The sequence below is a fragment of the Micromonospora solifontis genome (assembly GCF_003725545.1).
GTDB classification, from domain to species: Bacteria; Actinomycetota; Actinomycetes; order Mycobacteriales; family Micromonosporaceae; genus Micromonospora; species Micromonospora solifontis.
In genome coordinates this window covers 16,327-41,262 of sequence record NZ_RJLN01000048.1, presented here as the reverse complement: position 1 = coordinate 41,262, position 24,936 = coordinate 16,327, and the positions used below count along the sequence as shown (strand labels likewise).

At 72.1% G+C, this 24,936-nt stretch carries 21 protein-coding genes, 1 tRNA gene and 1 pseudogene; 11 read left to right on the top strand and 12 right to left on the bottom strand.

The window, feature by feature from the left end; genetic code table 11:
* Positions 1 to 341: pseudogene (locus EFE23_RS28210) on the top strand (hypothetical protein); the annotation flags it as partial.
* Between the two features lie 6 nt (positions 342 to 347).
* On the opposite strand, the gene coaE reads toward EFE23_RS28210, so the two are convergent.
* Both coaE and rpsA read right to left on the bottom strand, forming a co-directional pair.
* On the bottom strand, positions 348 to 1,526 hold the full coding sequence (coaE, locus tag EFE23_RS17450; protein ID WP_123241998.1) for a dephospho-CoA kinase: 1,179 nt from the start codon (positions 1,524 to 1,526) through the stop codon (positions 348 to 350).
* A gap of 458 nt (positions 1,527 to 1,984) precedes the next feature.
* On the bottom strand, positions 1,985 to 3,469 hold the full coding sequence (gene rpsA / locus EFE23_RS17445) for a 30S ribosomal protein S1 (protein WP_123241997.1): 1,485 nt from the start codon (positions 3,467 to 3,469) through the stop codon (positions 1,985 to 1,987).
* 368 nt (positions 3,470 to 3,837) lie between these two features.
* On the opposite strand from rpsA, the gene EFE23_RS17440 reads away from it, so the two are divergent.
* Genes EFE23_RS17440 through EFE23_RS17420 form a run of 5 tightly spaced genes read left to right on the top strand, consistent with a single transcriptional unit; the run spans position 3,838 to position 6,555 of the window.
* Positions 3,838 to 4,644, top strand: coding sequence for a class I SAM-dependent methyltransferase (locus tag EFE23_RS17440; protein WP_123241996.1), 807 nt, complete (start codon positions 3,838 to 3,840; stop codon positions 4,642 to 4,644).
* Between the two features lie 39 nt (positions 4,645 to 4,683).
* A complete protein-coding gene (locus EFE23_RS17435; protein ID WP_123241995.1) occupies positions 4,684 to 4,902 on the top strand; it encodes a hypervirulence associated TUDOR domain-containing protein in 219 nt (72 codons plus the stop codon).
* Positions 4,889 to 5,320, top strand: coding sequence for a DUF3140 domain-containing protein (locus tag EFE23_RS17430; protein WP_123241994.1), 432 nt, complete (start codon positions 4,889 to 4,891; stop codon positions 5,318 to 5,320). Before EFE23_RS17435 ends, EFE23_RS17430 begins: the two co-directional genes overlap by 14 nt.
* A 49-nt stretch (positions 5,321 to 5,369) precedes the next feature.
* Positions 5,370 to 6,119, top strand: coding sequence for an SDR family NAD(P)-dependent oxidoreductase (locus EFE23_RS17425; RefSeq protein WP_123241993.1), 750 nt, complete (start codon positions 5,370 to 5,372; stop codon positions 6,117 to 6,119).
* A gap of 31 nt (positions 6,120 to 6,150) precedes the next feature.
* Positions 6,151 to 6,555, top strand: coding sequence for a MerR family transcriptional regulator (locus tag EFE23_RS17420; protein WP_123241992.1), 405 nt, complete (start codon positions 6,151 to 6,153; stop codon positions 6,553 to 6,555).
* Positions 6,556 to 6,622: 67 nt separating this feature from the next.
* On the opposite strand, the gene polA is transcribed toward EFE23_RS17420, so the two are convergent.
* From polA to EFE23_RS17380, 8 genes are all read right to left on the bottom strand, one after another.
* The gene (polA, locus tag EFE23_RS17415; protein WP_123241991.1) at positions 6,623 to 9,322 is read right to left on the bottom strand and encodes a DNA polymerase I; all 2,700 of its coding nucleotides are present in this window, start codon (positions 9,320 to 9,322) and stop codon (positions 6,623 to 6,625) included.
* Positions 9,323 to 9,424: 102 nt separating this feature from the next.
* The gene (locus tag EFE23_RS17410; RefSeq protein ID WP_123241990.1) at positions 9,425 to 10,135 is read right to left on the bottom strand and encodes an ABC transporter ATP-binding protein; all 711 of its coding nucleotides are present in this window, start codon (positions 10,133 to 10,135) and stop codon (positions 9,425 to 9,427) included.
* On the bottom strand, positions 10,125 to 11,045 hold the full coding sequence (locus EFE23_RS17405; protein ID WP_233601036.1) for an ABC transporter ATP-binding protein: 921 nt from the start codon (positions 11,043 to 11,045) through the stop codon (positions 10,125 to 10,127). Before EFE23_RS17405 ends, EFE23_RS17410 begins: the two co-directional genes overlap by 11 nt.
* Positions 11,038 to 12,195 (bottom strand): branched-chain amino acid ABC transporter permease, encoded by a 1,158-nt coding sequence (locus EFE23_RS17400; protein ID WP_123241989.1) that lies wholly within the window; start codon positions 12,193 to 12,195, stop codon positions 11,038 to 11,040. Before EFE23_RS17400 ends, EFE23_RS17405 begins: the two co-directional genes overlap by 8 nt.
* Entirely contained in the window at positions 12,192 to 13,142 is a 951-nt protein-coding gene (locus tag EFE23_RS17395; protein ID WP_123241988.1) for a branched-chain amino acid ABC transporter permease, read from the bottom strand. The genes EFE23_RS17400 and EFE23_RS17395 overlap by 4 nt, the downstream gene beginning before the upstream one ends.
* Before the next feature lie 93 nt (positions 13,143 to 13,235).
* Positions 13,236 to 14,396, bottom strand: a complete 1,161-nt coding sequence (locus EFE23_RS17390) for a branched-chain amino acid ABC transporter substrate-binding protein (protein ID WP_123241987.1) — start codon at positions 14,394 to 14,396, stop codon at positions 13,236 to 13,238.
* Positions 14,397 to 14,653: 257 nt separating this feature from the next.
* Positions 14,654 to 15,823, bottom strand: coding sequence for a hypothetical protein (locus tag EFE23_RS17385; RefSeq protein ID WP_123241986.1), 1,170 nt, complete (start codon positions 15,821 to 15,823; stop codon positions 14,654 to 14,656).
* An 87-nt stretch (positions 15,824 to 15,910) separates the two neighbouring features.
* Entirely contained in the window at positions 15,911 to 16,525 is a 615-nt protein-coding gene (locus tag EFE23_RS17380; RefSeq protein ID WP_123241985.1) for an ANTAR domain-containing response regulator, read from the bottom strand.
* Positions 16,526 to 16,621: 96 nt separating this feature from the next.
* Here EFE23_RS17380 and EFE23_RS17375 point away from each other — a divergent pair.
* Positions 16,622 to 16,705, top strand: a tRNA-Leu gene (locus EFE23_RS17375).
* 146 nt (positions 16,706 to 16,851) lie between these two features.
* Positions 16,852 to 17,487, top strand: coding sequence for a transcriptional regulator (locus tag EFE23_RS17370; protein ID WP_233601035.1), 636 nt, complete (start codon positions 16,852 to 16,854; stop codon positions 17,485 to 17,487).
* Positions 17,488 to 17,536: 49 nt separating this feature from the next.
* Here the strand turns inward: EFE23_RS17370 and EFE23_RS17365 are convergent, their stop codons facing one another.
* Entirely contained in the window at positions 17,537 to 18,691 is a 1,155-nt protein-coding gene (locus EFE23_RS17365) for a trans-sulfuration enzyme family protein (RefSeq protein ID WP_123241983.1), read from the bottom strand.
* 102 nt (positions 18,692 to 18,793) lie between these two features.
* On the opposite strand from EFE23_RS17365, the gene EFE23_RS17360 reads away from it, so the two are divergent.
* From EFE23_RS17360 to EFE23_RS17345, 3 genes are all read left to right on the top strand, one after another.
* The gene (locus tag EFE23_RS17360) at positions 18,794 to 19,276 is read left to right on the top strand and encodes an Lrp/AsnC family transcriptional regulator (RefSeq protein WP_123241982.1); all 483 of its coding nucleotides are present in this window, start codon (positions 18,794 to 18,796) and stop codon (positions 19,274 to 19,276) included.
* Positions 19,277 to 19,568: 292 nt separating this feature from the next.
* Complete coding sequence (locus EFE23_RS17350; RefSeq protein ID WP_158675880.1) at positions 19,569 to 21,242, top strand: glycoside hydrolase family 3 protein; 1,674 nt, start codon at positions 19,569 to 19,571, stop codon at positions 21,240 to 21,242.
* A gap of 47 nt (positions 21,243 to 21,289) precedes the next feature.
* Positions 21,290 to 22,294, top strand: a complete 1,005-nt coding sequence (locus EFE23_RS17345) for an LLM class flavin-dependent oxidoreductase (protein ID WP_233601034.1) — start codon at positions 21,290 to 21,292, stop codon at positions 22,292 to 22,294.
* Between the two features lie 223 nt (positions 22,295 to 22,517).
* On the opposite strand, the gene EFE23_RS17340 is transcribed toward EFE23_RS17345, so the two are convergent.
* Positions 22,518 to 24,788: a rhamnogalacturonan lyase family protein gene (locus EFE23_RS17340; protein ID WP_123241979.1), complete on the bottom strand. Its 2,271-nt coding sequence runs from the start codon at positions 24,786 to 24,788 to the stop codon at positions 22,518 to 22,520.
* Positions 24,789 to 24,936: the final 148 nt, after the last annotated feature.

Sequence of the window (24,936 nt, the reverse complement as noted above, 5' to 3'; positions counted from 1 at the left end):
CCGTGCCGCCGGCCGGACTCGCCTGGTCGGCCGCCCGGCCACCCGGGGACGACCTGGAGCGGCTGCTGGCCGCCGCGCTGCGCGCCGGCGCCACCCCCGCCCCGGCCCGGTCGGCGGTCCGGCTGCGCGAAGACCGGACGGCCGACCGCACGGTGGACGTCATCGAGGTACGCACCGGCGGCACGGCGCTGCGCTACTGGGTCGACCGGGGCGGGCTGCTCCGCCGGCTGGAACTGCGGACCGGGCGGGGCGTCTGGGCGCAGCTCGACCTCACCCCCGGCCGGGTGCCGGCGCTGCCCGGTGCCGGTGGCCGGGCCGCGGCGAAGCCGGGACGCCGGTGACCGGCGTCAGGGCCGCCAGCCGGTCTGGGCGGCCCACTCCTCGGCGCGCAGGTGCTCCTCGTCGAACCAGGGATCCTTCAGCGTCCCGTAGCTGGCGCTGTCCGGGGCGGCGGCCACCAGCTCCCGCTTGACCTGCAGGTAGGCGGAGCGCTGGGCGGGATCGGCGCGGAGGTGGTCGCGCATCAGCAACGCGTACCGCCAGCCGGGCGAGCCGGCGACGCGCAGGTGCAGGTGCACCGGGCGGGCCGGGTCGGCGCTGCCGTGCAGCCGCTTCTCCCAGCGGGTGCTGCCGGCCGGGCGCGGGTTGTCCCACCAGTCGCCGGGCAGCCGGGGGAAGCCGGCGTCGGCGAGCCGCTCGGCCAGCGGCCCGTCGGCCTCGGCCAGCGAGGACACGGTGAGCTGGATGTCGATGACGTCCTTGGCGGCCAGCCCGGGCACCGCGGTGGAGCCGATGTGGTCGACCCGCACGTCCGCACCGACGGCGTGCCGGATCCGCGCCGCCAGCCGGGCGTACTGCTGGGGCCAGGTCGGGTCGGGCTCGGTGAGCACCACCCGCTCGGGCCGGACCGCGTGGCGCTCGCGGACGTTGCGCTCGTAGGGCAGCAGGCGGTCGCGCCAGAGCGCGTCCACCGCCGCGTGCAGCTCGTCGAGCGTGCCGTCGTTGGTCAGCAGCACGTCGGCCGCCGCCTGCCGGCGGGCGTCGTCGGCCTGCGCGGCGATCCGCCGCTCGGCCTCCGCGCGGTCCATGCCCCGGTCCCGGGCCAGCCGGGCCAGCCGGGTGGCCACCGCCGTCTGCACCACCACCACCAGGTGGTACGTGGGCGCGAGCCCCACCTCCACCAGCAGCGGCACGTCGTTCACCACCACGGCGTCCGGGGGCGCCGCCGCGGCCAGCTCGGCGGCGCGGGCGCGGACCCGGGGGTGGGTGATCGCCTCCAGCCGGCGGCGGGCGGCCTCGTCATTGAAGACCAGCGCGCCCAGCGCCGCCCGGTCCAGCGCGCCTTGCGCGTCGAGCACCCGGTCGGAGAAGGCGGCGACGATCTCGGCCTGTCCCTCGCTGCCCGGGGCGACCACCTCACGGGCGATCCGGTCGGAGTCGATGAGGACCGCGCCGAGCGCGGTGAGCCGGTTCGCCACGGCGCTCTTGCCCGAGCCGATCCCACCGGTCAAACCCACCTTCAGCACGCGACCAGTCAACCTGATCACCGCGCCGCCCGCCAATACCGGCCGCTCCCCGTCTCGAACAACCCGCCCGTGCCGCAGCGAGCGCCAGCCCGTCACCGGACACCCCGGCCTGCGGGCAACCGGCGGCGATCAGGGCCGCGGCGGCGGTGGCCGCCCGCACCCGGACGCGCGGCCCACCAAGATCAGCTCGTACTGCCGCAAACCGGTCCCTGCCGTTCTCGGGACAGCCCGACCTGCCGCATCCCGAGTCGATCAAGGGTGGTGGGAGGCGCCCGCGGGGCGCCGGCCGGGTGGGAGGCGCCGGCGGGGCGGCTTGGGCGGCTTGATGGCCGGGCGGGAGACGCGCGCGGGCCCCGCCCCCGGCGACCCGGTGGAACCGGATCGCGGGGACGGGGCCCGTCGTGGTCGGCGACGGCTCCGCGCGACGTCAGGCGCGCCGAGCGGGAGTCGTCACGGGATCACTTGCCGCCGGCGAGCTTCTCCCGCAGCGCGGCGAGCGCCTCGTCGGTGGCCAGGGTGCCGGCCGGCTCCTCGGCCTGACGGCTCGGGGCCGTGGTCGAGGTGGTGGTGCCGGACACGGCCGGAGCCGGGTTGGCAGCGGCCTCGGCGTCGGCGGCCCGGGAGGACTGCACCTGCTTGGTGTGCGCCTCCCAACGCTGGCGCGCCTCGGCGTACTGCTGCTCCCACGTCTCGCGCTGCTTCTCGTAGCCCTCGAGCCACTCGCCCGTCTCCGGGTCGAAGCCCTCCGGGTAGATGTAGTTGCCCTGCTCGTCGTAGGTCGCGGCCATGCCGTAGAGGGTCGGGTCGAAGTGCTCCTCGCCCTCGACAAAGCCCTCGTTGGCCTGCTTGAGCGACAGCGAGATCCGGCGACGCTCGAGGTCGATGTCGATGACCTTGACCATGACCTCGGAGCCGACCTGGACGACCTGCTCCGGGATCTCCACGTGGCGCTCGGCCAGCTCGGAGATGTGGACCAGGCCCTCGATGCCGTCGTCCACCCGGACGAACGCGCCGAACGGCACCAGCTTGGTGACCTTACCCGGCACGATCTGCTGGATCGCGTGGGTGCGGGCGAACTGACGCCACGGGTCCTCCTGGGTCGCCTTCAGCGACAGCGAGACCCGCTCGCGGTCCAGGTCGACGTCCAGGACCTCGACCTCGACCTCCTGGCCGACCTCGACAACCTCGGACGGGTGGTCGATGTGCTTCCAGGAGAGCTCGGAGACGTGCACCAGGCCGTCCACGCCGCCCAGGTCGACGAACGCGCCGAAGTTGACGATCGAGGACACGACGCCCTTGCGGACCTGGCCCTTCTGCAGCTTGTTGAGGAACTCGGTGCGCACCTCGGACTGCGTCTGCTCCAGCCAGGCCCGGCGGGACAGGACCACGTTGTTGCGGTTCTTGTCCAGCTCGATGATCTTGGCCTCGAGCTCGCGACCGACGTACGGCTGCAGGTCACGCACCCGCCGCATCTCGACGAGCGAGGCGGGCAGGAAGCCGCGCAGGCCGATGTCGAGGATGAGACCACCCTTGACGACCTCGATGACCGAGCCGCGGACGACGCCGTCCTCGTCCTTGATCTTCTCGATGGTGCCCCAGGCCCGCTCGTACTGCGCCCGCTTCTTCGAGAGGATCAGCCGCCCCTCCTTGTCCTCCTTCTGGAGGACGAGGGCCTCGATGTGGTCACCGACGGAAACCACCTCGGCCGGGTCCACGTCGTGCTTGATCGACAACTCCCGAGAGGGGATGACACCCTCGGTCTTGTAGCCGATGTCGAGCAGGACCTCGTCCCGATCGACCTTGACGACGGTGCCTTCGACAATGTCGCCGTCGTTGAAGTACTTGATGGTCTCGTCGATCGCGGCGAGGAAAGCTTCCTCAGAGCCGAGGTCGTCGTGGGTGACCTTGTTGGCGCTCGAGGTGGCCTCGATGCTGCTCGTCATGTGGGCGGTTGCTCCGGTCGGATGGGTTGTCACAGGACGCTGGGTGTCGCGGTGACTCAGTCCGCGCCAGCGGATCCGTCACCGGGCACACCGAACGATCGCCAAGAGAAGATCATTAGTGGCTCCGGTGACCGCACACCTGCTCCCTGCCGAGGCACACGATCCGCGAGCGCATCGTCTAGCCTACCCGCTGCATTACCACAGCGTGCAAGCCCTCCCGGGTCTCCGCCGCCTCGTCAGCTGCGAAAGCGGAGATTTCGCGCGGTAAGGGGCCCATCCCTGTCTCGTCCGTCACATCCGTCACTCCCGCCACACCCGTCCAGCGGGCCGGCGCGGGGCCGTGCGGGCCCAGGCCCTAGCGTGAGCGGATGGACGAGGACAGGGTGACCCGCCGCCGGGTCGACGCCGCCGTGATCCGCCGGGCCAACCGCGGCTGGTGGGACGCCGACGCGGACGACTACCAGGCCGAGCACGGCGCGTTCCTGGGCGACGCGGACTTCGTCTGGTGCCCCGAGGGGCTCCGCGAGGCCGACGCCCGGCTGCTCGGCGACGTCGCCGGCCGCCGGATCCTCGAACTGGGCTGCGGCGCCGCGGCCGCCGCCCGGTGGCTGGCCACCGCGGGCGCCCACCCGGTCGCCCTGGACCTCTCCGCCGGCATGCTGCGGCACGCCGCGCAGGCGGCGGAGCGGACCGGCGTACGCGTGCCGCTGGTGCAGGCCGACGCGCTCGCCCTGCCCTTCGGCGACGGTGCCTTCGACAGTGTCTGCACCGCCTTCGGGGCCATCCCCTTCGTGGACGACTCGGCGGGCGCGATGCGGGAGGTGGCCCGGGTGCTGCGCCCTGGCGGCCGGTGGGTCTTCTCGGTCACCCACCCGATGCGCTGGATCTTCCTGGACGACCCGGGCGAGGGCGGGCTCACCGCCGTGCACTCGTACTTCGACCGCTCCCCCTACGTCGAGCAGGACGAGCAGGGCGTGGCCACGTACGTCGAACAGCACCGCACCCTCGGCGACCGGATCCGGGAGCTGGTCGGCGCCGGGTTCCGGCTGCTGGACCTGGTGGAGCCGGAGTGGCCTGCCGGGCACGAGGGGATCTGGGGGCAGTGGAGCCCGCTGCGAGGCCGGCTCTTCCCCGGCACCGCCATCTTCGTGGCGGAGAAGCCGGCGGACCGGTAGCGACCGTTTCCGGCCGGCCGGCCCGGGTACCCGGAGGGCATGGCCGAGAAGGAGTTCCGCACCGGCGACCACGTCTCCTGGGCCAGCCACAGCGGCCGGGCGTACGGCGTCGTCAAGGAGAAGCTGACCGAACGCACCCACGTCCGCGGGCACGCGGTGAACGCCTCGGCGGACGAACCGCAGTACCGGATCCGCAACGACGACTCGGGCCGGGACGTCGCCCACCGACCGGAGGTGCTGCGGCATGAGCCGAAGTGACGATCCGCAGCAGACGTACCGGGAGTTCACCGACGCGGTGAACATGAAGCCGGGCGAACTCCAGAAGTGGCTGGAGACCGACGAGTCCAAGCACGTGGGCTGGCGGAAGAAGGGCACCGGGGGCGGTGAGTCGGTCGGCCACGAGTCCGGCCGGAAGATCATCGACCTGCTGCGCCGCAAGCGCGACCAGCTCACCGCAGCCGACTACAAGCACATGCGCAAGGTCGTCGGGTACGTCCGCCGGCACATGGCCCAGCGACCCAGCGGCGACGTGCGCCGGACCCGGTGGCGGTACTCCCTGATGAACTGGGGCCACGACCCGGTCAAGGCACCGCTCCCGCCGCCCGGCGGCCCGTCGCGGAAGGCCCTGCAGCGGCACGGCGCCCCGCCGAAGGAGCGCCGCGGGCCGGGCCGCTGACCCGGGCGCTTGACCCTGCCACTGAGGGCAGGGTCGGACGATCGGCGGCATGAACGACGAACAGCAGCGGACCGTCGTGATCACCGGCGCGGGCACCGGCATCGGCCGGGCCACCGCCCGCGCCTTCGCCGCGGCCGGCGCCCGCGTCCTCTCCGTCGGCCGGCGCGCCACGCCACTCGCGGAGACGGCCGCCGGCCACCCCCTGATCACCCCGCTCGTCGCCGACGTGACCGACGCCGACGCGCCGGCCCGGGTGGTCGGCGCCGCCCTGGAGAGGTACGGCCGCCTCGACGTCCTGGTCAACAACGCCGGGATCGCCGGCGGCGGCCCCCTGGCCGGGCTGGACGAGGCCGCGGCCCGCCGCCAGCTCGACACGAACCTGCTCGCGCCGATCCGGCTGGCGCACGCCGCGGTCGAGCCGCTGGCCGCGAGCCGCGGCGTGATCGTCAACGTCACCACCACCGTCGGCCAGCGCGCCTGGCCGGGCAGCTCCGTGTACGCGGCCGGCAAGGCCGCCCTCGACTCGCTTACCCGTAGCTGGGCGGTGGAGCTGGCCCCGCGCGGCGTCCGGGTGGTGGCGGTGGCCCCCGGCGCGATCGACACGCCCATCGGCGAACACCAGGGCCTCTCCCCCGACCAGCGCGCCGCGGTACGCCGCTGGCAGCTCGACCACACGCCCATGGGGAGGATCGGTCGGCCCGAGGACGTAGCGTGGGCCATCCTGCGGCTCAGCGACCCGGCGGCGGCCTTCGTCACGGGCGTCGTGCTGCCGGTGGACGGCGGAGCGCTGGTCGCCTGAGGGATGGAGTCGACACGGGACGGAGGGTCGGGTGCGGATCGGCGAGCTGGCGCGGGTGACCGGGTGCACGCCGCGTGCCCTGCGCCACTACGAGGAGCAGGGCCTGATCGCGGCGGCGCGGGCGGCGAACGGCTACCGCGAATACGACGAGTCGACGGTCACCCGGGTCCGCAACATCCGGCACCTGCTCGGCGCCGGGCTGACCCTGGACGACGTCCAGGTCTTCCTACCCTGCCTGGACGGGGACGTGGCGGCCGCGCCGCCGTCACCGGCCGGGCTGCGGGTCGGGCGGGAGCGGCTGGCCGTGCTGGACGCCCGGATCGCCGCCCAGCTCGCGGTCCGGGACCGGCTCGCCGCCGCCCTGCGCGACGCCGCCGCGGCCCTCGCGGGCGCCGACAACCCGCCCCGGGCCTCGTCGACCGGCCCGGCGCTCTGACAGTCGTGGACGGGTGCCGTTCGGAGCGAACGGCACCCGTCCACGACGGTGACGAACGGCAGGTCGGTCAGTGGTCGGCGCTGTTCCAGTCGCGGCCCTCGCCGACCGAGACCTCCAGCGGCACCGACAGCGGGTACGCCTCGCCCATCTGCTTGCGGACCAGGGCCTCCAGGGTCTCCCGCTCGCCCGGGGCGACCTCGAAGACCAGCTCGTCGTGCACCTGCAGCAGCATCCGGGAGCGCAGCCCCGCCTCGCGCAACGCGGTGTCCACGTGCAGCATGGCGACCTTGATGATGTCGGCCGCCGAACCCTGGATCGGGGCGTTGAGCGCCATCCGCTCGGCCATCTCCCGGCGCTGCCGGTTGTCGCTGACCAGGTCCGGAAGGTAGCGCCGGCGGCCCAGGATGGTGGAGGTGTAGCCGTCGTGCCGGGCCCGGGCCACCACCTCCTGCAGGTAGTCGCGGACCCCGCCGAAGCCGGCGAAGTAGTTCTCCATCAGCCCGCGCGCCTCCTCGGCGGTGATGCCGAGCTGCTGGGACAGACCGAACGCGCTCAGCCCGTACGCCAGGCCGTAGTTCATCGCCTTGATCTTGCGGCGCTGGTCGGCGGTGACCTGGTCGACCGGGACCTCGAAGACCGACGAGGCGGTGGCGGCGTGGAAGTCGTGACCGGAGTTGAACGCCTCGATCAGCGCGTCGTCCGACGACAGGTGCGCCATGATCCGCATCTCGATCTGGCTGTAGTCGGCGGTGAGCAGGCACTCGTAGCCCGCGCCGACGACGAAGGCCCGCCGGATGCGCCGCCCCTCCTCGGTGCGGATCGGGATGTTCTGCAGGTTGGGCTCGGTCGAGGAGAGCCGGCCGGTCGCCGCGACGGTCTGGTTGAAGGTGGTGTGGATCCGGCCGTCGTCGGAGACCGACTTGAGCAGCCCGTCGACCGTCGACTTGAGCTTGGCCACGTCCCGGTGGCGCAGCAGGTGCGCCAGCACCGGGTGCGGCTGCTGGGCGTAGAGCCACTGGAGGGCGTCGGCGTCGGTGGTGTAGCCCGTCTTGATCTTCTTGGTCTTGGGCAGCCCCAGCTCGCCGAAGAGGATCTCCTGCAGCTGCTTGGGCGAGCCGAGGTTGAACTCCCGCCCGATCTCCGCGTACGCGCCCTGCGCGGCGGCCTTCACCTCGGCCGCGAAGTGCGCCTCCAGCTCCGACAGGTAGTCGGTGTCGGCGGCGATGCCGGTGCGCTCCATGGTGGCCAGGACCCGCATCAGCGGCAGCTCCACGCCGGCCATCAGCCGGGCGGACTGCTCGCCGTCGCGGGACAGCTCGGCGTCGATGGCGTCGGCCAGGTCGAGGGTGGCCCGGGCGTGCAGCATCAGGTTCTGCTCGGCCTCGCCGTCGTCGCCCAGCCCGTCCAGGGTGAGCTGGCCGGTCTCCGGCGCGTCGACCCGCAGCTCGCGGTGCAGGTAGCGCAGCGCCAGGTCGGTCAGGTCGTAGGAGCGCTGGTCGGGGCGGGCCAGGTAGGCGGCGATCTGGGTGTCCCGGGCGATGCCCTGCAGGTCCCACCCGTGCGCGGCGAAGGCCAGCACCGCCGGCTTGCTGTCGTGCAGCACCTTGGGGCGGGCGTCGTCGGCCAGCCAGCCGGCTAGCGCGCCCTCGTCCTTCGGGTCCAGCGTCGCCGGGTCGACCCAGGCGGCCGCGCCGCCGGCGGTGGCCAGCGCGAGCCCGGTCACCGACGCGGTGTGCCGCCGGTTCGGGCCGGTGTCGAGCTTGACCGCCAGGCCGACCGGGGTGCCGGCCGGGGCGTGCGTCTCCAGCCAGCCGGCGAGCGCGCCGGGCTCGGTGAGCACCGCGCCGGCCAGCTCGAAGCCGGCCTCCGCCTCCGGCTCGACCGCCTCCAGGTACTGGTAGAGCCGGTCGCGCAGGATGCGGAACTGCAGGGTGTCGAAGACCTGGTGCACGGCCTCCCGGTCCCAGCCCTGCCAGCGGGCGTCCTCGGGGCGGATCGGCAGCTCCAGGTCGGCGACCAGGCAGTTGATCTCGTAGTTGCGGATCACGTCGGCGAGCCGCTCGCGCAGGCTGTCGCCGGCCTTGCCCTTGATCTCGTCGGCGCGGGCGACGACCCCCTCCACCCCGCCGTACATGTTGATCCACTTGGCCGCGGTCTTCGGGCCGACGCCGGGGACGCCGGGAAGGTTGTCGCTGGTCTCGCCGACCAGCGCGGCCAGGTCGCGGTAGCGCTGCGGGCCGACGCCGTACTTCGCCTCGACCGCGGCCGGGTCCATCCGGGCCAGGTCGGAGACGCCCTTGCGCGGGTAGAGCACCGTGATCTGGTCCCCGACCAACTGGAAGGCGTCCCGGTCGCCGGTGCTGATCAGCACGTCCATGCCCTGGTCGCGGGCCTGGCAGGCGAGGGTGGCGATGACGTCGTCCGCCTCGTACCCCTCCTTCTCCACCACCGGGATCTGCAGCGCGGCCAGGACCTCCTTGACCAGGCTGACCTGGCCCTTGAAGTCGGTCGGGGTCTCGCTGCGGCCGGCCTTGTACTCGGCGTACCTCTCGGTGCGGAAGGACCGGCGCGAGACGTCGAAGGCGACCACGATGTGGGTGGGCTGCTCGTCGCGGAGCACGTTGATCAGCATTGACGTGAAGCCGTAGACCGCGTTGGTGGGCTGCCCGGTGGTGGTGGAGAAGTTCTCCACCGGCAGGGCGAAGAACGCCCGGTATGCCAGGGAGTGTCCGTCGACGAGGAGCAGGCGCGGGGTCGTAGCTGTCACGGCAGCGACTCTAGCCCGTAGGGCCGACAACCCGGCGGACGGCAGCGCGAACGCGACGGCCGGTCGCCCCGGGTGGGGACGACCGGCCGTCGGGGGTACGCCTCAGGCCACGCCGAGGTACGCCTCCTTGACCGCCGGGTCGTGCAGCAGGTCCCGGCCGGTGCCCTCCTTGACGATCCGACCGGTCTCCAGCACGTAGCCCCGGTGGGCGCGGGAGAGCGCCTGCTGGGCGTTCTGCTCCACCAGCAGGATGGTGGTGCCCTGCTCGTTGATCCGGGTGATGATCTCGAAGATCTGCTGGATCAGCATCGGCGCGAGCCCCATCGAGGGCTCGTCGAGCAGCAGCAGCCGCGGGCGGGCCATCAACGCCCGGCCCACCGCCAGCATCTGCTGCTCACCACCGGAGAGCGTCCCACCGTGCTGCTTGCGCCGCTCGGCGAGCCGGGGGAAGAGGTCCATGACCATCTTCATGTCCTCGGCGATGCCCGACCGGTCCCGCCGGGTGTACGCCCCCATCTCCAGGTTCTCCATGACGGTCATGCCGGGGAAGACGCCCCGGCCCTCGGGCGCCTGCCCGATGCCCCGGACCACCCGCAGGTCGGCCCGCATCCGGGTGACGTCGGTGCCGTCGAAGACGATCGAGCCGGACGCCACCGGGCGCAGCCCGGAGATGGCCCGCATGGTGGTGGTCTTGCCGGCGCCGTTCGCGCCGATCAGCGCCACCACCTCGCCCTCGTTGACCGTCAGGCTGATCCCGTGCAGCGCCTGGATCCGCCCGTACAGCAGGGTCAGGTCCTTGATCTCAAGCAGCATCGGTCGGCACCCCCAGGTACGCGGCGATCACCTTCGGGTCCTCCCGGACCTCGGCCGGCAGGCCCTCGGCGATCTTCTTGCCGAACTCCAGCACGACGATCCGGTCGGTGACGCCCATGACCAGTCGCATGTCGTGCTCGATGAGCAGCACGGTCGTGCCGTTGTCCCGGATCTTACGGATCAGGCCGAGCAACTCCTCCTTCTCCGCCGGGGTGAAGCCGGCGGCCGGCTCGTCCAGGCAGAGCAGGGTGGGGTCGGTCGCGAGAGCCCGGGCGATCTCCAGCCGGCGCTGCTCGCCGTACGACAGGTTGCGGGCCAGGTCCCCGGCGCGGCGCTCGATGCCGACGAAGCGCAGCAGCTCGTACGCCTTGTCGCGGCCCTGCCGCTCCTCCCGCCAGTGCCGGGGCAGCCGCAGCATCGCGGAGATGACGCTGGTCTTGTGGTGGGCGTCCGCGCCCACCATCACGTTCTCCAGCGCGGTCATCTCCGGGAAGAGCCGGATGTTCTGGAACGTGCGGGCGATGCCCGCCTTGGTGATCCAGGACCGGCGCTTGCCGTTGGTCCGCTGCCCCTTGAACCGGATCTCGCCCTCGGTCGGCCGGTAGACGCCGGTCATCGCGTTGAAGCAGGTGGTCTTGCCGGCGCCGTTCGGGCCGATCAGGCCGAGGATCTCCCCCTGGTAGAGGGTGAACGCGACGTCGTTCAGCGCGACCACGCCGCCGAAGCGGAGGGTGACGTGGTCGACCTCCAGCAACGGCTCCCGCCCGGCCGGCGCGGTCTCGCCGGGGGTGGGCTCGACCGGCGTGTCCGCGCCCTTCTCCGGCGGGGTGCCGACCGTGCTGCGACCGTCGTCGGCGATGTCCCGCTCGCTGGTCTCGTCCCGCTCGCTGTGCATCTGCGGCTCACTCACTGGGCACCGCCTCCTGGGGGACCGCTTCCTTGCGCCGGTCGGCGAACTCGGCCGCCCGCCGCCGGTTGGGCACCAGACCCTGCGGCCGGAAGATCATCATCACGATGACGACCAGGCCGAAGACCAGGATCCGATACTCGGCCGCGTCGAACTCGACGCCGATGAGGTCGCCCACGCCGCGCAGCCACTCCGGCAGGTACCAGGTGATCGCGCCACCGACGATCGCGCCCTTGATGTTGCCCGCGCCGCCGAGGATGACCGCGGCGAGCACCAGGATCGAGTTCTCCAGCAGGAAGCTGTCCGAGTTGATGAACGTCTGCTTACCGGCGAAGATCGCGCCGGTCAGCCCGCCGACCGCCGCACCGATGGCGAACGCCCACAGCTTGTACTTGAACGTCGGCACACCCATGATCTCGGCGGCGTCCTCGTCCTCGCGGATCGCCACCCAGGCCCGGCCGACCCGGCTGTTGACCAGGTTCCGCATCGCGAAGATGATCACGATGATCACCGTGAGGATCAGCCAGTAGTAGGGCTTGGAGCTCTCCACGCCGAACAGCGCCTTGCCGTCCGCACCGGTGCCCGGCGGGTGCGGGATCTGCGGGATGCCCCGCTGGCCCTGCGCGATGCCCTCGTTGCGCGCCGCGTACAGGCGGATCATCTCGGCGAAGCCGAGAGTCACGATCGCCAGGTAGTCGCCGCGCAGCCGCAGGGTCGGGCCGCCGAGGATCACGCCGGAGATCATCGCGACGGCGATTGCCACCGGCACCGCGGCCAGCCACGGCCAGTTCGTCCCGAACCGGCTCTCCGGCGAGGTCAGCAGCGCCACCGTGTACGCGCCGACCGCGTAGAAGCCGAAGTAGCCCAGGTCGAGCAGGCCGGCGAAACCGACCACCACGTTCAGGCCCACCGCCAGCAGGACGAAGACGGCGGTGTCGAAGAGCACCGTCGCGAAGTCCGAACGGGTGGTGTAGAAGGCGAAGTAGTCGCTGCCGATCGGGAAGCCGAGGTACTCGTAGAACCACCGGTTGGGCAGGATGTAGAGGAAGACCACCAGCGCGGCGAGGCCGACCCAGCGGACCTGCTTCGGCATCGCGTCCCAGCGGGTGCGGAACGCCGCCATGCGTCCCGTCTTTTCCGAGGTGGCGGTCATGCGCGCGCCCTCCCGAGAGATTCGCCGAGCAGGCCGGTGGGCCGGAACATCAGCAGCACGATCAACAGCACGAAACCGGTGAAGTCCTTCCAGTCTCCGCCGAACAGGCCGGAGGCGTAGTTCTCCACCACCCCGAGCAGCAGGCCGCCGAGCAGCGCGCCGCGCAGGTTGCCGATGCCGCCGAGCACCGCGGCCGCGAAGGCCTTGAGCCCGATCAGGAAGCCGACGTTGAACTTGGTGAAGCCGAACCGGACGTCCCACAGCAGGGCGGCGACGCCGGCCATCAGGCCGCCGAGCACGAACACCAGCAGGATCACCCGGTTCTTGTTGACGCCCATCAGGGCGGCGGTGTCCGGGTCCTGGGCGACGGCGCGGATGCCCCGGCCGAGCCGGCTACGGTTCACGAACTGGTCCAGCCCGATCATCATGATCAGCGTGACGCCGAGGATCAGCAGCTGAAGGTTGGTGACCTCGGCCCCGAAGAGGGTGAACACCGGCTTCTGCGGGATCAGGTCCGGCATGCCGAACGGCGCCCGCTCGGTGCCGATGCCGAACGACTCGGAGAGCACGAACGAGGCGCCGATCGCGGTGATGAGGAAGGCCAGCGGCGGGGCGTTGCGGCGGCGCAACGGCCGGTAGGCGACCAGCTCGACCACCACGGCGGTGGACGCCGAGGCGACCATCGCGACGGCGAGGCCGGCGAGGACCGCCACGATCAGCGGACCGAACGCGGGGGCGGAACTGTTCTGGTTGTAACCCAGCGCCTCCCAGGTCCACAGGGCGGTGAAGGTGCCGACCATGAAGACCTCGGAGTGGGCGAAGTTGATCAGGCGCAGCACGCCGTACACCAGGGTGTAGCCGAGCGCGACGAGCGCGTAGATCGCGCCCTGTTCCAGCCCGGTGATGGTCAGCGTCGGGAAGTTCCCGAAGAGCTCATCGAAGTTCAAGTGGGGGCTCCAACTGTGCGGCCAAGCGGTGCGGCCGGGAGGAAATCTCCCGGCCGCACGCCTGGTGTCCCGTGGCGGGACCGGACGTACCGGTCAGGCCTTGGGGATCTCGATGTCGGGGACGACCTGGCCCGCGTTCACCTTGAACGCCCAGACGATGACCTGGGCCGGGTCCAGCTCACCGTTGGACTCGAACTTGTAGGTGACACCGGTGGCGGCACCCGTGCCGTTGTAGCTGTTGATGAAGGCGTTGAGGTCCGCCCGGCTCGACTTGCCGGCCTTGATGCCCTCGAGCATGATCTTCGTCACGTCGTACGACACGTCGGCGTAGGTGCCCGGGTCGACGTTGAACGCCGTCTTGTAGTCGGCCGGGAAGGTGCCCTTGGCCTTGGTGGCCGGGGCGCACGGGCAGGTCAGGACGGTGCCCTCGGCGACCTGCTGGCCGGCGACCTTGATGAAGTTGGAGTCGTTGACGCCGTCACCGGCGACCATGGTGCCCTTCCAGCCCGCGCCCTTGAGCTGCTTGAGCAGCAGGCCGGCCTCGGTGTAGTAGCCACCGAAGAAGAGGACGGACGCGCCGCTGCTAGTGATCTTGGTGACCACGGCGGAGAAGTTGGTCTGCTTGACCTGGATCTTGTCGTAGCCGGCCGGGGTGCCGATGACCTTCTTGACCTCGTCGGCCAGACCGGCGCCGTACGCCGACTGGTCGTCGACGACGTACACCTTCTCAGCCTTCAGCACGTCCTTGATGTACCGACCGGCGGCCGGGCCCTGGGAGGTGTCGTTACCGACGCCGCGGTGGAAGACCTTCCAGTTCTTGGTGCTCAGGCTCGGACGGGTCGCCGACGGCGTGATGGTCGGCAGGCCGGCCGCGTCGAAGATCGGGTCCGCCACCTCGGACTCGCCGGAGAAGCCGGGGCCGACGATGCCGACGACCTTGCTGTCGCCGACCGCCTGCTGGGCCAGCGCCGGGGCCTTGGCCGGGTCACCCTGCGAGTCGTACTGCTCCAGCTTGACCTGGCAGTCCTTGTTCTCCTTGTTGTACTGCTCGATCGCCAGCTGGGTGCCGTTGCGCATGTGGATACCGAGACCCGCAGCGTCACCCGTCAGCGCGCCGAAGAAGCCGATCTTCAGGTCGCAGGCGGCCTTGCTGCCGCCGGCCTCACTACCGCTGTCGGCCTTGCAGGCCGCGCCACTGAAAACGAGCGCGCCGATGGCGACGCCACCGAGCACCCGTGCGAGCTTCTGCCTCACGGCTCGTACCCTCCTCCGTCCGAAGGCCCGGACCACCCACGACGAATTGGACCTTGCGGGGGCAGGCCGGACCGACCGCGATCCCGGTCTGGGGCGGGACGTTATCCTACCTGGGAGCGCTTAGGTAGACCTGCGAACCGGGGTTGACCTAACCGTTACGTTGAGTGGCCGGATTCACAGATGTGCTGTAACACACGCGGTCCGTCCAGGGGAAAATCGGACATCCGACACCCGCCGGAAACACGCTGGTGGGAGGGTCAGCCGGGACTCCACGGCCCGCGCGCCACCCACACCGCGGCCCGGCCACCGCCGTCCACCAGCAGCACCACCGACTCCCCCGCCCCGGCCACCGCCACCGAGCGGTCGGCCGCCGCCGCCACCCCGACCGGCAGCACCACCGGAGACCACCGCCCGCCGTCCGGCGAGAACCAGCCCGCACCCGCCGCCCCGCCCGCCACCACCGCGAACGCGCCGTCGGACCGCGCCGCCAGCCCCCACACCCGGCCCGGCCGGTCCGTCCCCGCACCGCCGAACGCCCCGCCCGGCCGCCAGCCGCCGCCCTCGCCCAGCCAGGCGCCCAGGCCGTCGCCGCGCCGGCCCACCGCCACCGTCCGCTCCCCCACCCGGACCACCCGCTGCAGGTCCGCCCCGTCCGCGCCGGCGGGAAGCACCGCGCGCCGCCAGTTCCGCCCGTCCGCCGAACTCCACACCGCCGGCTCCGACCCGGTACGCCCCGACGCCAGCACCGAACCCACCAGCAGCCAACCCGACGGCACCGCCACGCCGTCCGCCGCCCAGGGCCGACCCGCCGCGTCGGCGGCCACCTCCGGCACCCCGCTGACCAGCTGGAAGTCCCTCCCGTCCGGGGAGACCCAGGCCGCCGCCCCGGTGGCCCGGTTACCCGAGATCAGCCACCCCCGCGGGCCACCCGCGATCCGCCCCACATTCACCGCGTCCGGGCCGCCGAACACCTCGAACTCGGCCGGCACCTCCACCAGCGAACCGTCGGCCACCTCCCGCCAGGTGCTGATCCGCGGATTGCCGTGCACCCCGCCCGTCTTGCCGCCCACCGCGGCCAGCCGGCCGTTTCGACAGCCCGCCGCGGTCAGCAGGTTCTCCACCCCGTACGCGGTGCGCGGCACCGGCCGTAGGGGTGTCCAGGCGACCGCGTCAGGGCTGCTCCAGGCGGCCGGCCGGGTGGCGCCCGCCGCGTCGACCACCGCGCCCACCACGAACCAGCGGCCGTCACAGACCGTGACGTCGCGCAGGGTCAGCCGGCCGGAGGGGCCGGGCGGGACCGGCAGGGTGACCGGCTGCCAGGCCGGCCGCAGCGGGGCGGGCGCGGGCGTGGACGCCGCCGGGCCGGTCGAGCGGCAGGCGGCGAGCAGCACGACGAGCAGGCCGAGCACCGCCACGCCACGCCGCATGGCGGCGATCGTATCGACCACCGACGACGCGCGGAACCCGTCTCCGCCCCGGCGCGGACGGCCGCGCCGGGGGGGGGTCGTACGGGATCAGGAGGCCGGCTGGGCCACCTCGCCGCCGGCGGTCTCCGCGAGGATCCGCTCGGCGACCTCCTTCATGGTCATCCGGTGGTCCATCGCCGTGCGCTGGATCCACTTGAACGCCTGCGGCTCGGTCATCCCGTACGTGGTCATCAGCGCGCCCTTGGCCCGCTCCACGGTCTTGCGGATCTCCAGCCGGTCGGTCAGGCCGGCGACCTCCGCCTCCAGCGCCGCGATCTCCGAGTAGCGGGACAGCGCGATCTCCACCGCCGGCACCAGGTCGCTCTTCTGGAACGGCTTCACCAGGTACGCCATCGCGCCGGCCGCCCGCGCCCGCTCCACCAGGTCCCGCTGGCTGAACGCGGTCAGGATGATCACCGGGGCGATCCGCGCGCCGGCGATCCGCTCGGCGGCGGCCAGCCCGTCCATGATCGGCATCTTGATGTCGAGGATGACCAGGTCCGGCTTCAGCTCCTCGGCGAGCTTGACGGCGGTCTCGCCGTCACCGGCCTCGCCGACCACCTCGTAGCCCTCTTCGACCAGCATCTCAGCCAGGTCCAGCCGGATGAGCGCCTCGTCCTCGGCGATCAGTACGCGCCTGCGCTCGGTCTCCGTCTCGGCCACCAGCCACTCCCACCATCGATCTCGGCACGGCTACCACCCATGCTCCCGCATGAGCCTAGTCGGGTACAGTGAGCCACACCCTCCGCAGGGGTGAACGCCGGGATGGAGGAATCGGCAGACTCGGATGCCTCAAAAGCATCTGCCCGAAAGGGCGTGCGGGTTCAAGTCCCGCTCCCGGCACTTTTGTCATACACCTGTTCGATGATGCTGGCGTGCATCCTCCCGAAATGCGGGCGCGCGCCCGCGCTCTCCGTGACCGGGGCCACAACATCCGGTCGGTAGCGCGCACACTCTCCCTTCCCTACGCCACCGTCTGGCACTGGTGCGTGGATCGGCCCGAGCGGGCCGTCGTCGGCAGCGCGGTTCGCTGCTTCCGCTGTCGGCCACAGCCAGAAAGTCCACCCGATCCGGCGGCCTATGCCTACCTACTCGGCCTTTACCTGGGGGACGGTCATCTGGTCACCACCGACCGGGTGCCCGTTCTCCGCATCTACTGCGCCGATACCTGGCCCGACCTCATCGATCGCTGTGCTGAAGCGATGCTGGCGGTGCTGGCGAACAAGGTCCAGCGCGTCCAGAAGCGCGGGTGCGTCGCCGTGCAGAGCACGGCGACGCACTGGCCCTGCCTTTTTCCCCAGCATGGCCCCGGCAAGAAACATGCGCGCTCGATCGAACTGGTTCACTGGCAACGGGAGATCGTGACCGCCCATCCGGGCGACTTCATACGCGGCCTCTTTCACTCCGACGGCAGCCGCTTCACGAATCGGGTCACTGTCCGGGGCAAGCAGTACGTCTATCCGCGATACATGTTCTCCAACCGGTCCACCGACATCATGGGCCTCTGCCAATGGGCGCTGGACCTGCTGAACATCCCCTGGCGAATGAACCTGAAGTGGTCACTTTCCGTCGCCCGGCGCGACGCGGTAGCCGCGCTGGACCGGCACGTCGGCCCGAAGTCCTGACGCCGGCCCGCCTCGGCGCGGGCGACCGGTGGCCGAGGAGCGCCGGCCGTCAGATCACCGACAGAGCCCGCTCCAGGTCCGCCCGCAGGTCCTCCGGGTCCTCCAGCCCCACGGAGACCCGCAGCAGCCCGCCGCCCGGCTTGGCGTCGCCCTCGACCGGTCGGTGGGTGAGTGAGGCGGGGTGCTGGATCAGGGTGTCGACGCCGCCGAGGGAGACGGCGTGGGTGATCAGCTGGCAGGCGCCGGCGACGGCGGCCGCGGCGGGGGCGCCGCCGCGTACCTCGAAGGCGAGCAGGCTGCCGGTGCCGGACAGCTGGCGGCCGACCAGCCCGGCGGGGTCGTGCAGCGAGGGGTGGTGGACCCGTTCGACGGCGGGGTGGCCGGCGAGCCAGGCGGCGATCTTCTCGGCGCCGGCCTGCTGGGCGCGGACCCGCAGGGGCAGGGTCTGTAGGCCGCGGTGGAGCAGGTAGGCGCCGAGCGGGTGGAGGATCGCGCCGGTGACGGCGCGGACCTGGCGCAGTCGGGTGGCCCAGGTGGCGTCGCAGGCGACGGCGCCGGCGAGGACGTCGCCGTGGCCGCCGATGCTCTTGGTGGCGCTGTGCAGCACGAGGGCGGCGCCGTGCCGGGCGGGCTGCTGGAGCACCGGGGTGGCGACGGTGTTGTCGACGAGCAGCGGGGCGTGGCCGGCGGCGGCGAGGGCGGCGATGTCGACGAGGTCGAGGGTGGGGTTGGCCGGGGTCTCGACGACGACGAGGGCGGTGTCGGGGCGGACCGCGGCGGCGACCTGGTCGGGTCGGGCCCAGGTGACCTCGGTGCCGAGCAGGCCGGTGGCGAGCACGTGGTCGGTGCCGCCGTAGAGGGGGCGGACGGCGACGATGTGGCGTTTCCCGTCGCGGGTGGCGGCGAGGAGGGTGGCGGTGAGGGCGGCCATGCCGCTGGCGAAGGCGACGGCCTCGGCGGTGCCTTCGAGTTCGGCGAGGGCGGTTTCGAAGCGGGCCACGGTGGGGTTCCAGAGCCGCTGGTAGACGGCGCTGGCACCGGCCGGGAGGGTGCCGCCGGTGGCGAGGGTCTCGTACGCGTCGCCGCCGTCGGTGACGGACGGGAGGGGGTTGGTCGTGGAGAGGTCGATGGGTGGGACGTGGACGCCGAGACCGGCGAGGTCGTCGCGCCCGGCGTGCACGGCTCTGGTGTCCACGGAGGTCATGGGCGGAAGCGTCGAACATGAGGCCATCATGAGGCAAGAGAGACGAAGAAGATTCTACATCAGGGCCTTTCGGTGTCGTGAAGTTCGGTGGATGATGCTGGGATGCCTCTCGCACCGAATGATGTGCGGCCGTCGTTCGCGGCCCTGGACGACATCGACCGCGCGATCCTGACCGAGTTGGCGGCGGACGGCCGGTTGCCGAACAATGCCCTGGCCGAGCGGGTGGGGGTGGCGCCGTCGACGTGTCTGGCGCGGACCCGGGCGTTGCGGGAGTGCGGGGCGATCCGGGGGTTCCACGCGGAGGTGGATCCGGCGGCGGTGGGCCTGCCGTTACAGGCGTTGGTCTCGGTGCGACTGGCGGCGCACGAGCGGGCGGCGGTGGACGCGTTCCGGGCCCGGTCGGTGCGGCTGCCGGGCGTGGTGTCGGTGTTCCACGTGGCGGGCGCGGAGGACTATGTGCTGCACGTGCGGGCGGCGTCGGGCGACGCGTTGCGGGACTTCGTGCTGGATCACCTGGCGGTGGATCCGGCGGTGCAGCACACGCAGACGAGTTTGATTTTCGAGCAGGCGCGGGGCATGGGTTGAGCGCCGGTATCACCCCGCCTGGGTGATTCGAAACCGACAAAGCATCACATTCACGTCCTACGCGGCAAGGTGCGACGGGAGGGACGCCGACAGTCGGGGCCACTGATCGCTGGAGGGCAGCGGCATGTTCCGTCGGTTCACCGGAGCCGTCCATCGGATTCCCGTCGTTCTGGTCGCCACGTGCGGCCTCGTTCTCGCCGCGGGCGGATCGGCCGGGTTGGGCGCCGGCCCGGGTGCCGTCGCGCACCGGGACGACGGCGGCCGGGCCGGCGGCGACCCGGTGGATCGGCGGGTGCGCGCGGCGATGGCGGGCATGACCCTGGCCGAGAAGATCGGGCAGATGTTCGTCCTGCAGGTGAACGGCGACACCGCGACCACGACGAATCAGACCGACGTGGCGGCCAACCAGGCGCTCTACGGCAGCGATGTGCGCAACGGCGCGGAGCTGCTGGCGAAGTTCCACCCGGGCGGCATCATCTACTTCACGCAGACCAACAACCTGAACAATCCGCAGCAGGTCGCGCTGCTGTCCAACGGGTTGCAGCGGGCGGCGTTGGCCGACGACGGCGTGCCGGTGCAGATCAGCACCGACCAGGAGGGCGGCGTCGTCACCCGGATCCCGCCACCGTCGGCGATCTCCCCGGGGAACATGGCGATCGGCGCGACGTTCGACCGCGGCCTGTCGTACTCGACGGCCGCCTCGACCGGTCGGCAGCTGCGGGCGATGGGGATCAACATGGACCACGCACCGGTGGTGGACGTCAACACCAATCCCCGCAACACGGCCGACGGGACCCGTGCGTTCAGCGACCGGAGCGAGGTGGTCTCCGCGTTCGGCGCGGCGGCCGTCCTCGGGTACCAGGAGAACGGGGTGGCCGCGACGGCCAAGCACTTCCCCGGCCTGGGCAGCTCGGAGGCCAACCCCGACACCGGGATCGCGGTCGTCAACGAGACCCGCGAGGAGATCCTGCGGACGGACATCCCGCCGTTCCGGGCGGCGATCGCCGCCGGCGTGAAGTCGATCATGCCGACGGCGGTGATCGTGCCCGCGTTGGATCCCACCCGGACCCCGGCGATCCTGTCCAAGCCGATCATCACCGGGCTGCTCCGCGACACGCTGAGGTACGACGGGGTGATCGTCACCGATGCGCTGCGGGCCGACGCGCTCAAGGACATCCCGCAGGACCAGGTGATCCTCGGGGCCATCCGGGCCGGCAACGACGAACTGCTCCTGCCGACCGACCCGCCGGCGGCGATCGCCACGGTGACCGGAGCGGTCCGCGACGGCACCATCAGCCGGCACCGTATCGACGAGTCGGTGTACCGGATCCTGCGGCTGAAGGCCGAGCTGGGGCTGTTCGACCACCCGTTCACCACCAGCCAGGCCGTCGACTCGCGGGTCGGCACCGCCGCCGACCAGCAGACCATGGCCACCGCCGCGCAGCGTTCGATGACCCTGCTCAAGAACCAGGCCGGTGTGCTGCCGTTGCCGGCGAACTCCGGCCGGCACGTGCTGGTCACCGGCTGGGGCTTCAACGGGGTCCCGTCCCTGGCGGACAAGTTGTCGGCCAAGGGACTCGTCGCCACGCCGATGTGGACCGGGTCGCCGGATCCGCAGACGATCGCGCAGGTCGTGGCGGCGGCGGGCGCGAGCGACGTCACCGTGGTGCTCACCAACAACGCCTGGGGCGACGTGACCCAGCAGAACCTGGTCAACGCGCTGCTGGCGACGGGGAAGCCGGTGGTGACGGTCGCGGTCGGCGGGCCCTACGACATCGCCTACTTCCCGTCGGCCCCCACCTACCTGGCGGCGTACGGCTATCGGGACGTCTCGCTCGCCGCGATCGCGGACACCCTGGTCGGCGCGGAGCCCACCGGCCGCCTGCCGGTCACCATCCGGACCCCGGACGGCGGCACGGTGCTCTTCCCCTTCGGGTCGGGCATGGGCTACCACAGCCAGGGTTGACGGCAGCTCGCGGAACAAACGCGGCGGCTGGCGGGTTGGTCTGTGCCGTGATCGACGTACCGATGTCTGTTCTTGATCTTGCCCCGGTCGCCGCCACCGGCAGTGCCGGCGAGGCGCTGCGGCACACCACCGAGCTGGCCCGCCGCACCGAGGAACTGGGCTACCGCCGGTTCTGGGTGGCCGAGCACCACAACATGCCGGCGATCGCCAGTTCCGCGCCGGCGGTGCTGCTCGCCCACCTCGCGGCGCACACCTCGACCATCCGGCTCGGTTCGGGCGGGGTGATGCTGCCCAACCACGCGCCGCTGGTGGTGGCCGAGCAGTTCGGCACCCTGGAGGCGCTGCACCCGGGCCGGATCGACCTGGGCATCGGCCGCGCGCCGGGCACCGACCAGGTCACCGCGCTGGCGTTGCGCCGGACCATGGAGGGGCTGTCGGCGGAGCACTTTCCCCGGGAGCTGGCCGACCTGATGAACTACTTCAGCGGCGCCGAGCCGGGCCCGATCACCGCCACCCCCGGCCGGGGGCAGTCGCCGGCGGTCTGGCTGCTCGGGTCGAGCGGGTTCAGCGCCCAGCTCGCCGGCCTGCTGGGGCTGCCGTTCTCGTTCGCGCACCACTTCAGCGCGCAGAACACCCTGCCCGCGCTGCAGCTCTACCGGCAGAGCTTCCGGCCGTCGCAGTGGCTGGAGCGCCCGTACGCGATGGTGGCGGTCAACGCGGTCTGCGCGGAGACCGACGAGCGGGCGGAGTGGCTGGCCGGGCCGGCCGGGTTGTCGTTCCTGAAGCTGCGCTCGGGTCGGCCGGAGCCGCTCGTGACGCCGGAGGAGGCGGCCGCCTACCCGTACTCGGAGCTGGAGCGGGAGTTCGTGGCCCAGCGCCGCGAGGGGCAGGCGACGGGTTCGCCGGAGACGGTGGCCCGGCAGCTCGGCGCGCTGCTGGAGCGGACCGGCGCGGACGAGTTGATGTTGACCACGATGGTGTACGACGTGGCCGACCGGGTCCGCTCGTTCGAGCTGATCGCGGAACGGGTGGCCGGCGGCCTGCGCCGCTGAAACACGCTCTTCATAGCCACGTCACCGGGCCGTCGCGCGGTGCGCGTAGCTTTGTCCCCGGTGGTGGTACGGCATTCCCGGTCGGGACGGGTCGGGAATGCCGCGGTGTGGTGCACCGGGTCGCCGGCGGAGCGGATTCCGCGGCCGGCGACCCGGTGCCTGCTCTCCGGGCCGTCTGGCGGCCCGGCGGCGGGACGTGGGCCGGTACCCGGGCCCGACGCCGTCAGCGCAGGTAGATGTTCGGCGCGGGCGGGGTGGCCATGCCGTCACCGAGGTGGAAGCCGGGGTGCGGCGGCTGGTTGTAGGCGGTGTTCTGCCAGGCGATGGCGACCCGGTACTGCGGGTCGTGCATGAGCGTCGGCAGCCGCAGCGTGGTGGGCGTGGGTGTGCTGTAGATGCGCAGCGCGCCGCTGTCGCTGGTCCGCCAGATCACCTCTTCCCGCCAGTCGCCGAGGATGTCGCCGGAGAGCGCCGGGGTGGACTTGGTGCCGTTGTTGGAGTCGACGCCGCTGCCGGTGAGCAGCCGGGTCTCGCCGCTCGGACCGTACTTGTCGATCTTCGTGCCGTCGAGCAGTTCGCGGACCGGGTCGCCGTCCCACCAGGCCAGGAAGTTCATCGAGGACGGCTTGCGCCCGACGTTCTGCCCCCTGGTGTTCAGCAGCCCGTCCGCCCGGGCCGACCAGGACTCGGCGCCGGGGCTGCCGGCCCAGACGTCGTCGGAGACGCCCCGGCCGTTGTCGCCGTTCGGCGCGGTCTGCCAGAGGATCTGCCCGGTGCGCGCGTCGGCCATCCAGGAACTGGGCTTGCTGCCGTCCTCGTCGACCTTGAAGACCTCCAGGCCGGAGCGGGACGGGTCGAGGTCGCCGACGTGCAGCGCGTCGCCGTGCCCGTTGCCGGTGTTCCAGAGGATCCGGCCGTTGTCGTCGATGGCGACGGCCCCGTACACGATCTCCTGCCGGCCGTCGTTGTCGACGTCGGCCACGGAGAGGTTGTGGTTGCCCTGGCCGGCGGCGCCGCCGTTGCCGCTGGTGTTGGAGTCGAAGGTCCAGCGCTTGGTGAGCGTGCCGTTGCGGAAGTCCCAGGCCGCGATGACGGCGCGGGTGTAGTAGCCGCGCGCCATGATCAGCGACGGGCGTTGCCCGTCGAGGTAGGCGGTGGCGGCGAGGAACCGGTCGACCCGGTTGCCGTACGAGTCGCCCCAGGACGAGACGGTGCCGCGCGGCGGGTCGTAGTCGACGGTGGAGAGGGCGGCGCCGGTGCGGCCGTCGAACATGGTCAGGAACTCGGGGCCGGAGAGCACGTAGCCGCTGGAGTTGCGGTAGTCGGCCGACGAGGAGCCGATCACCTGGCCGGTCCCGGAGCGGGTGCCGTCGGCGGTCTTCATGGCCACCTCGGCGTCCCCGTCGCCGTCGTAGTCGTACACCTGGAACTGCGTGTAGTGGGCGCCGGCACGGATGTTGCGGCCGAGGTCGATGCGCCACAGCCGGCTGCCGGTCAGGGTGTACGCGTCGACGTAGACGTTGCCGGTGTAGCCGCTCTGTGAGTTGTCCTTGCTGTTGGACGGGTCCCACTTGAGCACGATCTCGTAGCGGCCGTCGCCGTCGAGGTCACCGACGCTGGCGTCGTTGGCGGAGTAGGTGTAGGCCTCCCCGGTCGGGGTGGTGCCGCCGGGCGGGGCCTGGATCGGCACGTCCAGGTAGCCGTTGGTGAACTGCAGCGCCGGGCCGGAGGCCGCCTGCTCGACGCCGTCGACCACCGGCCGCACCGTGTACGCCGTGCCGGCGGCGGCGCCGCTGTCGAGGTACGTGGTGGCACCGGTGATCGGGCTGCTGTTGACCTTGGTGGAGCCGCGGTAGAGGTTGAACGCCACCCCGGTGGTCTCGGTGCCGAGCAGCCGCCAGGAGACCAGGTTGCCGCTGCCGGAGCGGACGCTGATCAGCCCCCGATCGAGCTTCTCCATCTGCTTGGCCCCGGGCGGTGGGGTGGTCGGCGGCGGCGTGGTCGGCGGCGGGGTGGTGGGCGGTGGCGTGGTCGGCGGGGCCGAGGTCGGGGCCGCGCTGGTCGGCGTGGTGCCGCCGGTGCAGGTGACGCCGTTGAGCGCGAAGCTCGCCGGGGCCGGGTTGCTGGCGTCGTTCCAGGATCCGTTGAAGCCGAAGTTGGCGGTGCCGCCGGTGCCGATGGCGGCGTTGTAGCCGGCGTCGCGGGCGCTGACCTGGGCGCCGGACTGGGTGACGGTGGCGTTCCACGCCTGGGTGACCTGCTGGCCGGCGGTGAAGGACCAGGTGAGCGTCCAGCCGTTCACCGGGTCGCCGAGGTTGGTGATGGTGACGTCGGCGCCGAAGCCGCCGCCCCACTGGTTGGTGACCCGGTAGTCGACGCGGCAACCGGCGGTGGCGGCCGAGGCGGTCACCGTGGTCAGGGCGCCGGCGACGAGGGTGGCCGCCGCGGCCGCGGCGAGCAGCGCGGTGCGGCGCCGTGGGGTGATGTGGTGCACGAGGATGCCTTTCGCGGAGGTCAGGCACGCGACGGCCGCGCCGGCCTGCCCGGGCCGGCGGAAAGGGGTACGCCGCGCTGACGTGACAAAATCGACGTCGGTGGCTGGCTCCGCGCCCCGTCAGGGTAGGACAACGCTTTCCCGCCGC

Bases quoted from the DNA above. Each gene is read 5' to 3' on its own strand.
- EFE23_RS17365 (WP_123241983.1), bottom strand. From the start codon at position 18,691: ATGACCTCCGTGGACACCAGAGCCGTGCACGCCGGGCGCGACGACCTC.
- EFE23_RS17410 (WP_123241990.1), bottom strand. From the start codon at position 10,135: ATGCTGCTTGAGATCAAGGACCTGACCCTGCTGTACGGGCGGATCCAG.
- EFE23_RS17425 (WP_123241993.1), top strand. From the start codon at position 5,370: ATGAACGACGAACAGCAGCGGACCGTCGTGATCACCGGCGCGGGCACC.
- EFE23_RS17435 (WP_123241995.1), top strand. From the start codon at position 4,684: ATGGCCGAGAAGGAGTTCCGCACCGGCGACCACGTCTCCTGGGCCAGC.
- EFE23_RS17360 (WP_123241982.1), top strand. From the start codon at position 18,794: ATGCCTCTCGCACCGAATGATGTGCGGCCGTCGTTCGCGGCCCTGGAC.
- EFE23_RS17400 (WP_123241989.1), bottom strand. From the start codon at position 12,195: ATGACCGCCACCTCGGAAAAGACGGGACGCATGGCGGCGTTCCGCACC.
- EFE23_RS17385 (WP_123241986.1), bottom strand. From the start codon at position 15,823: ATGCGGCGTGGCGTGGCGGTGCTCGGCCTGCTCGTCGTGCTGCTCGCC.
- EFE23_RS17440 (WP_123241996.1), top strand. From the start codon at position 3,838: ATGGACGAGGACAGGGTGACCCGCCGCCGGGTCGACGCCGCCGTGATC.
- EFE23_RS17430 (WP_123241994.1), top strand. From the start codon at position 4,889: ATGAGCCGAAGTGACGATCCGCAGCAGACGTACCGGGAGTTCACCGAC.
- rpsA (WP_123241997.1), bottom strand. From the start codon at position 3,469: ATGACGAGCAGCATCGAGGCCACCTCGAGCGCCAACAAGGTCACCCAC.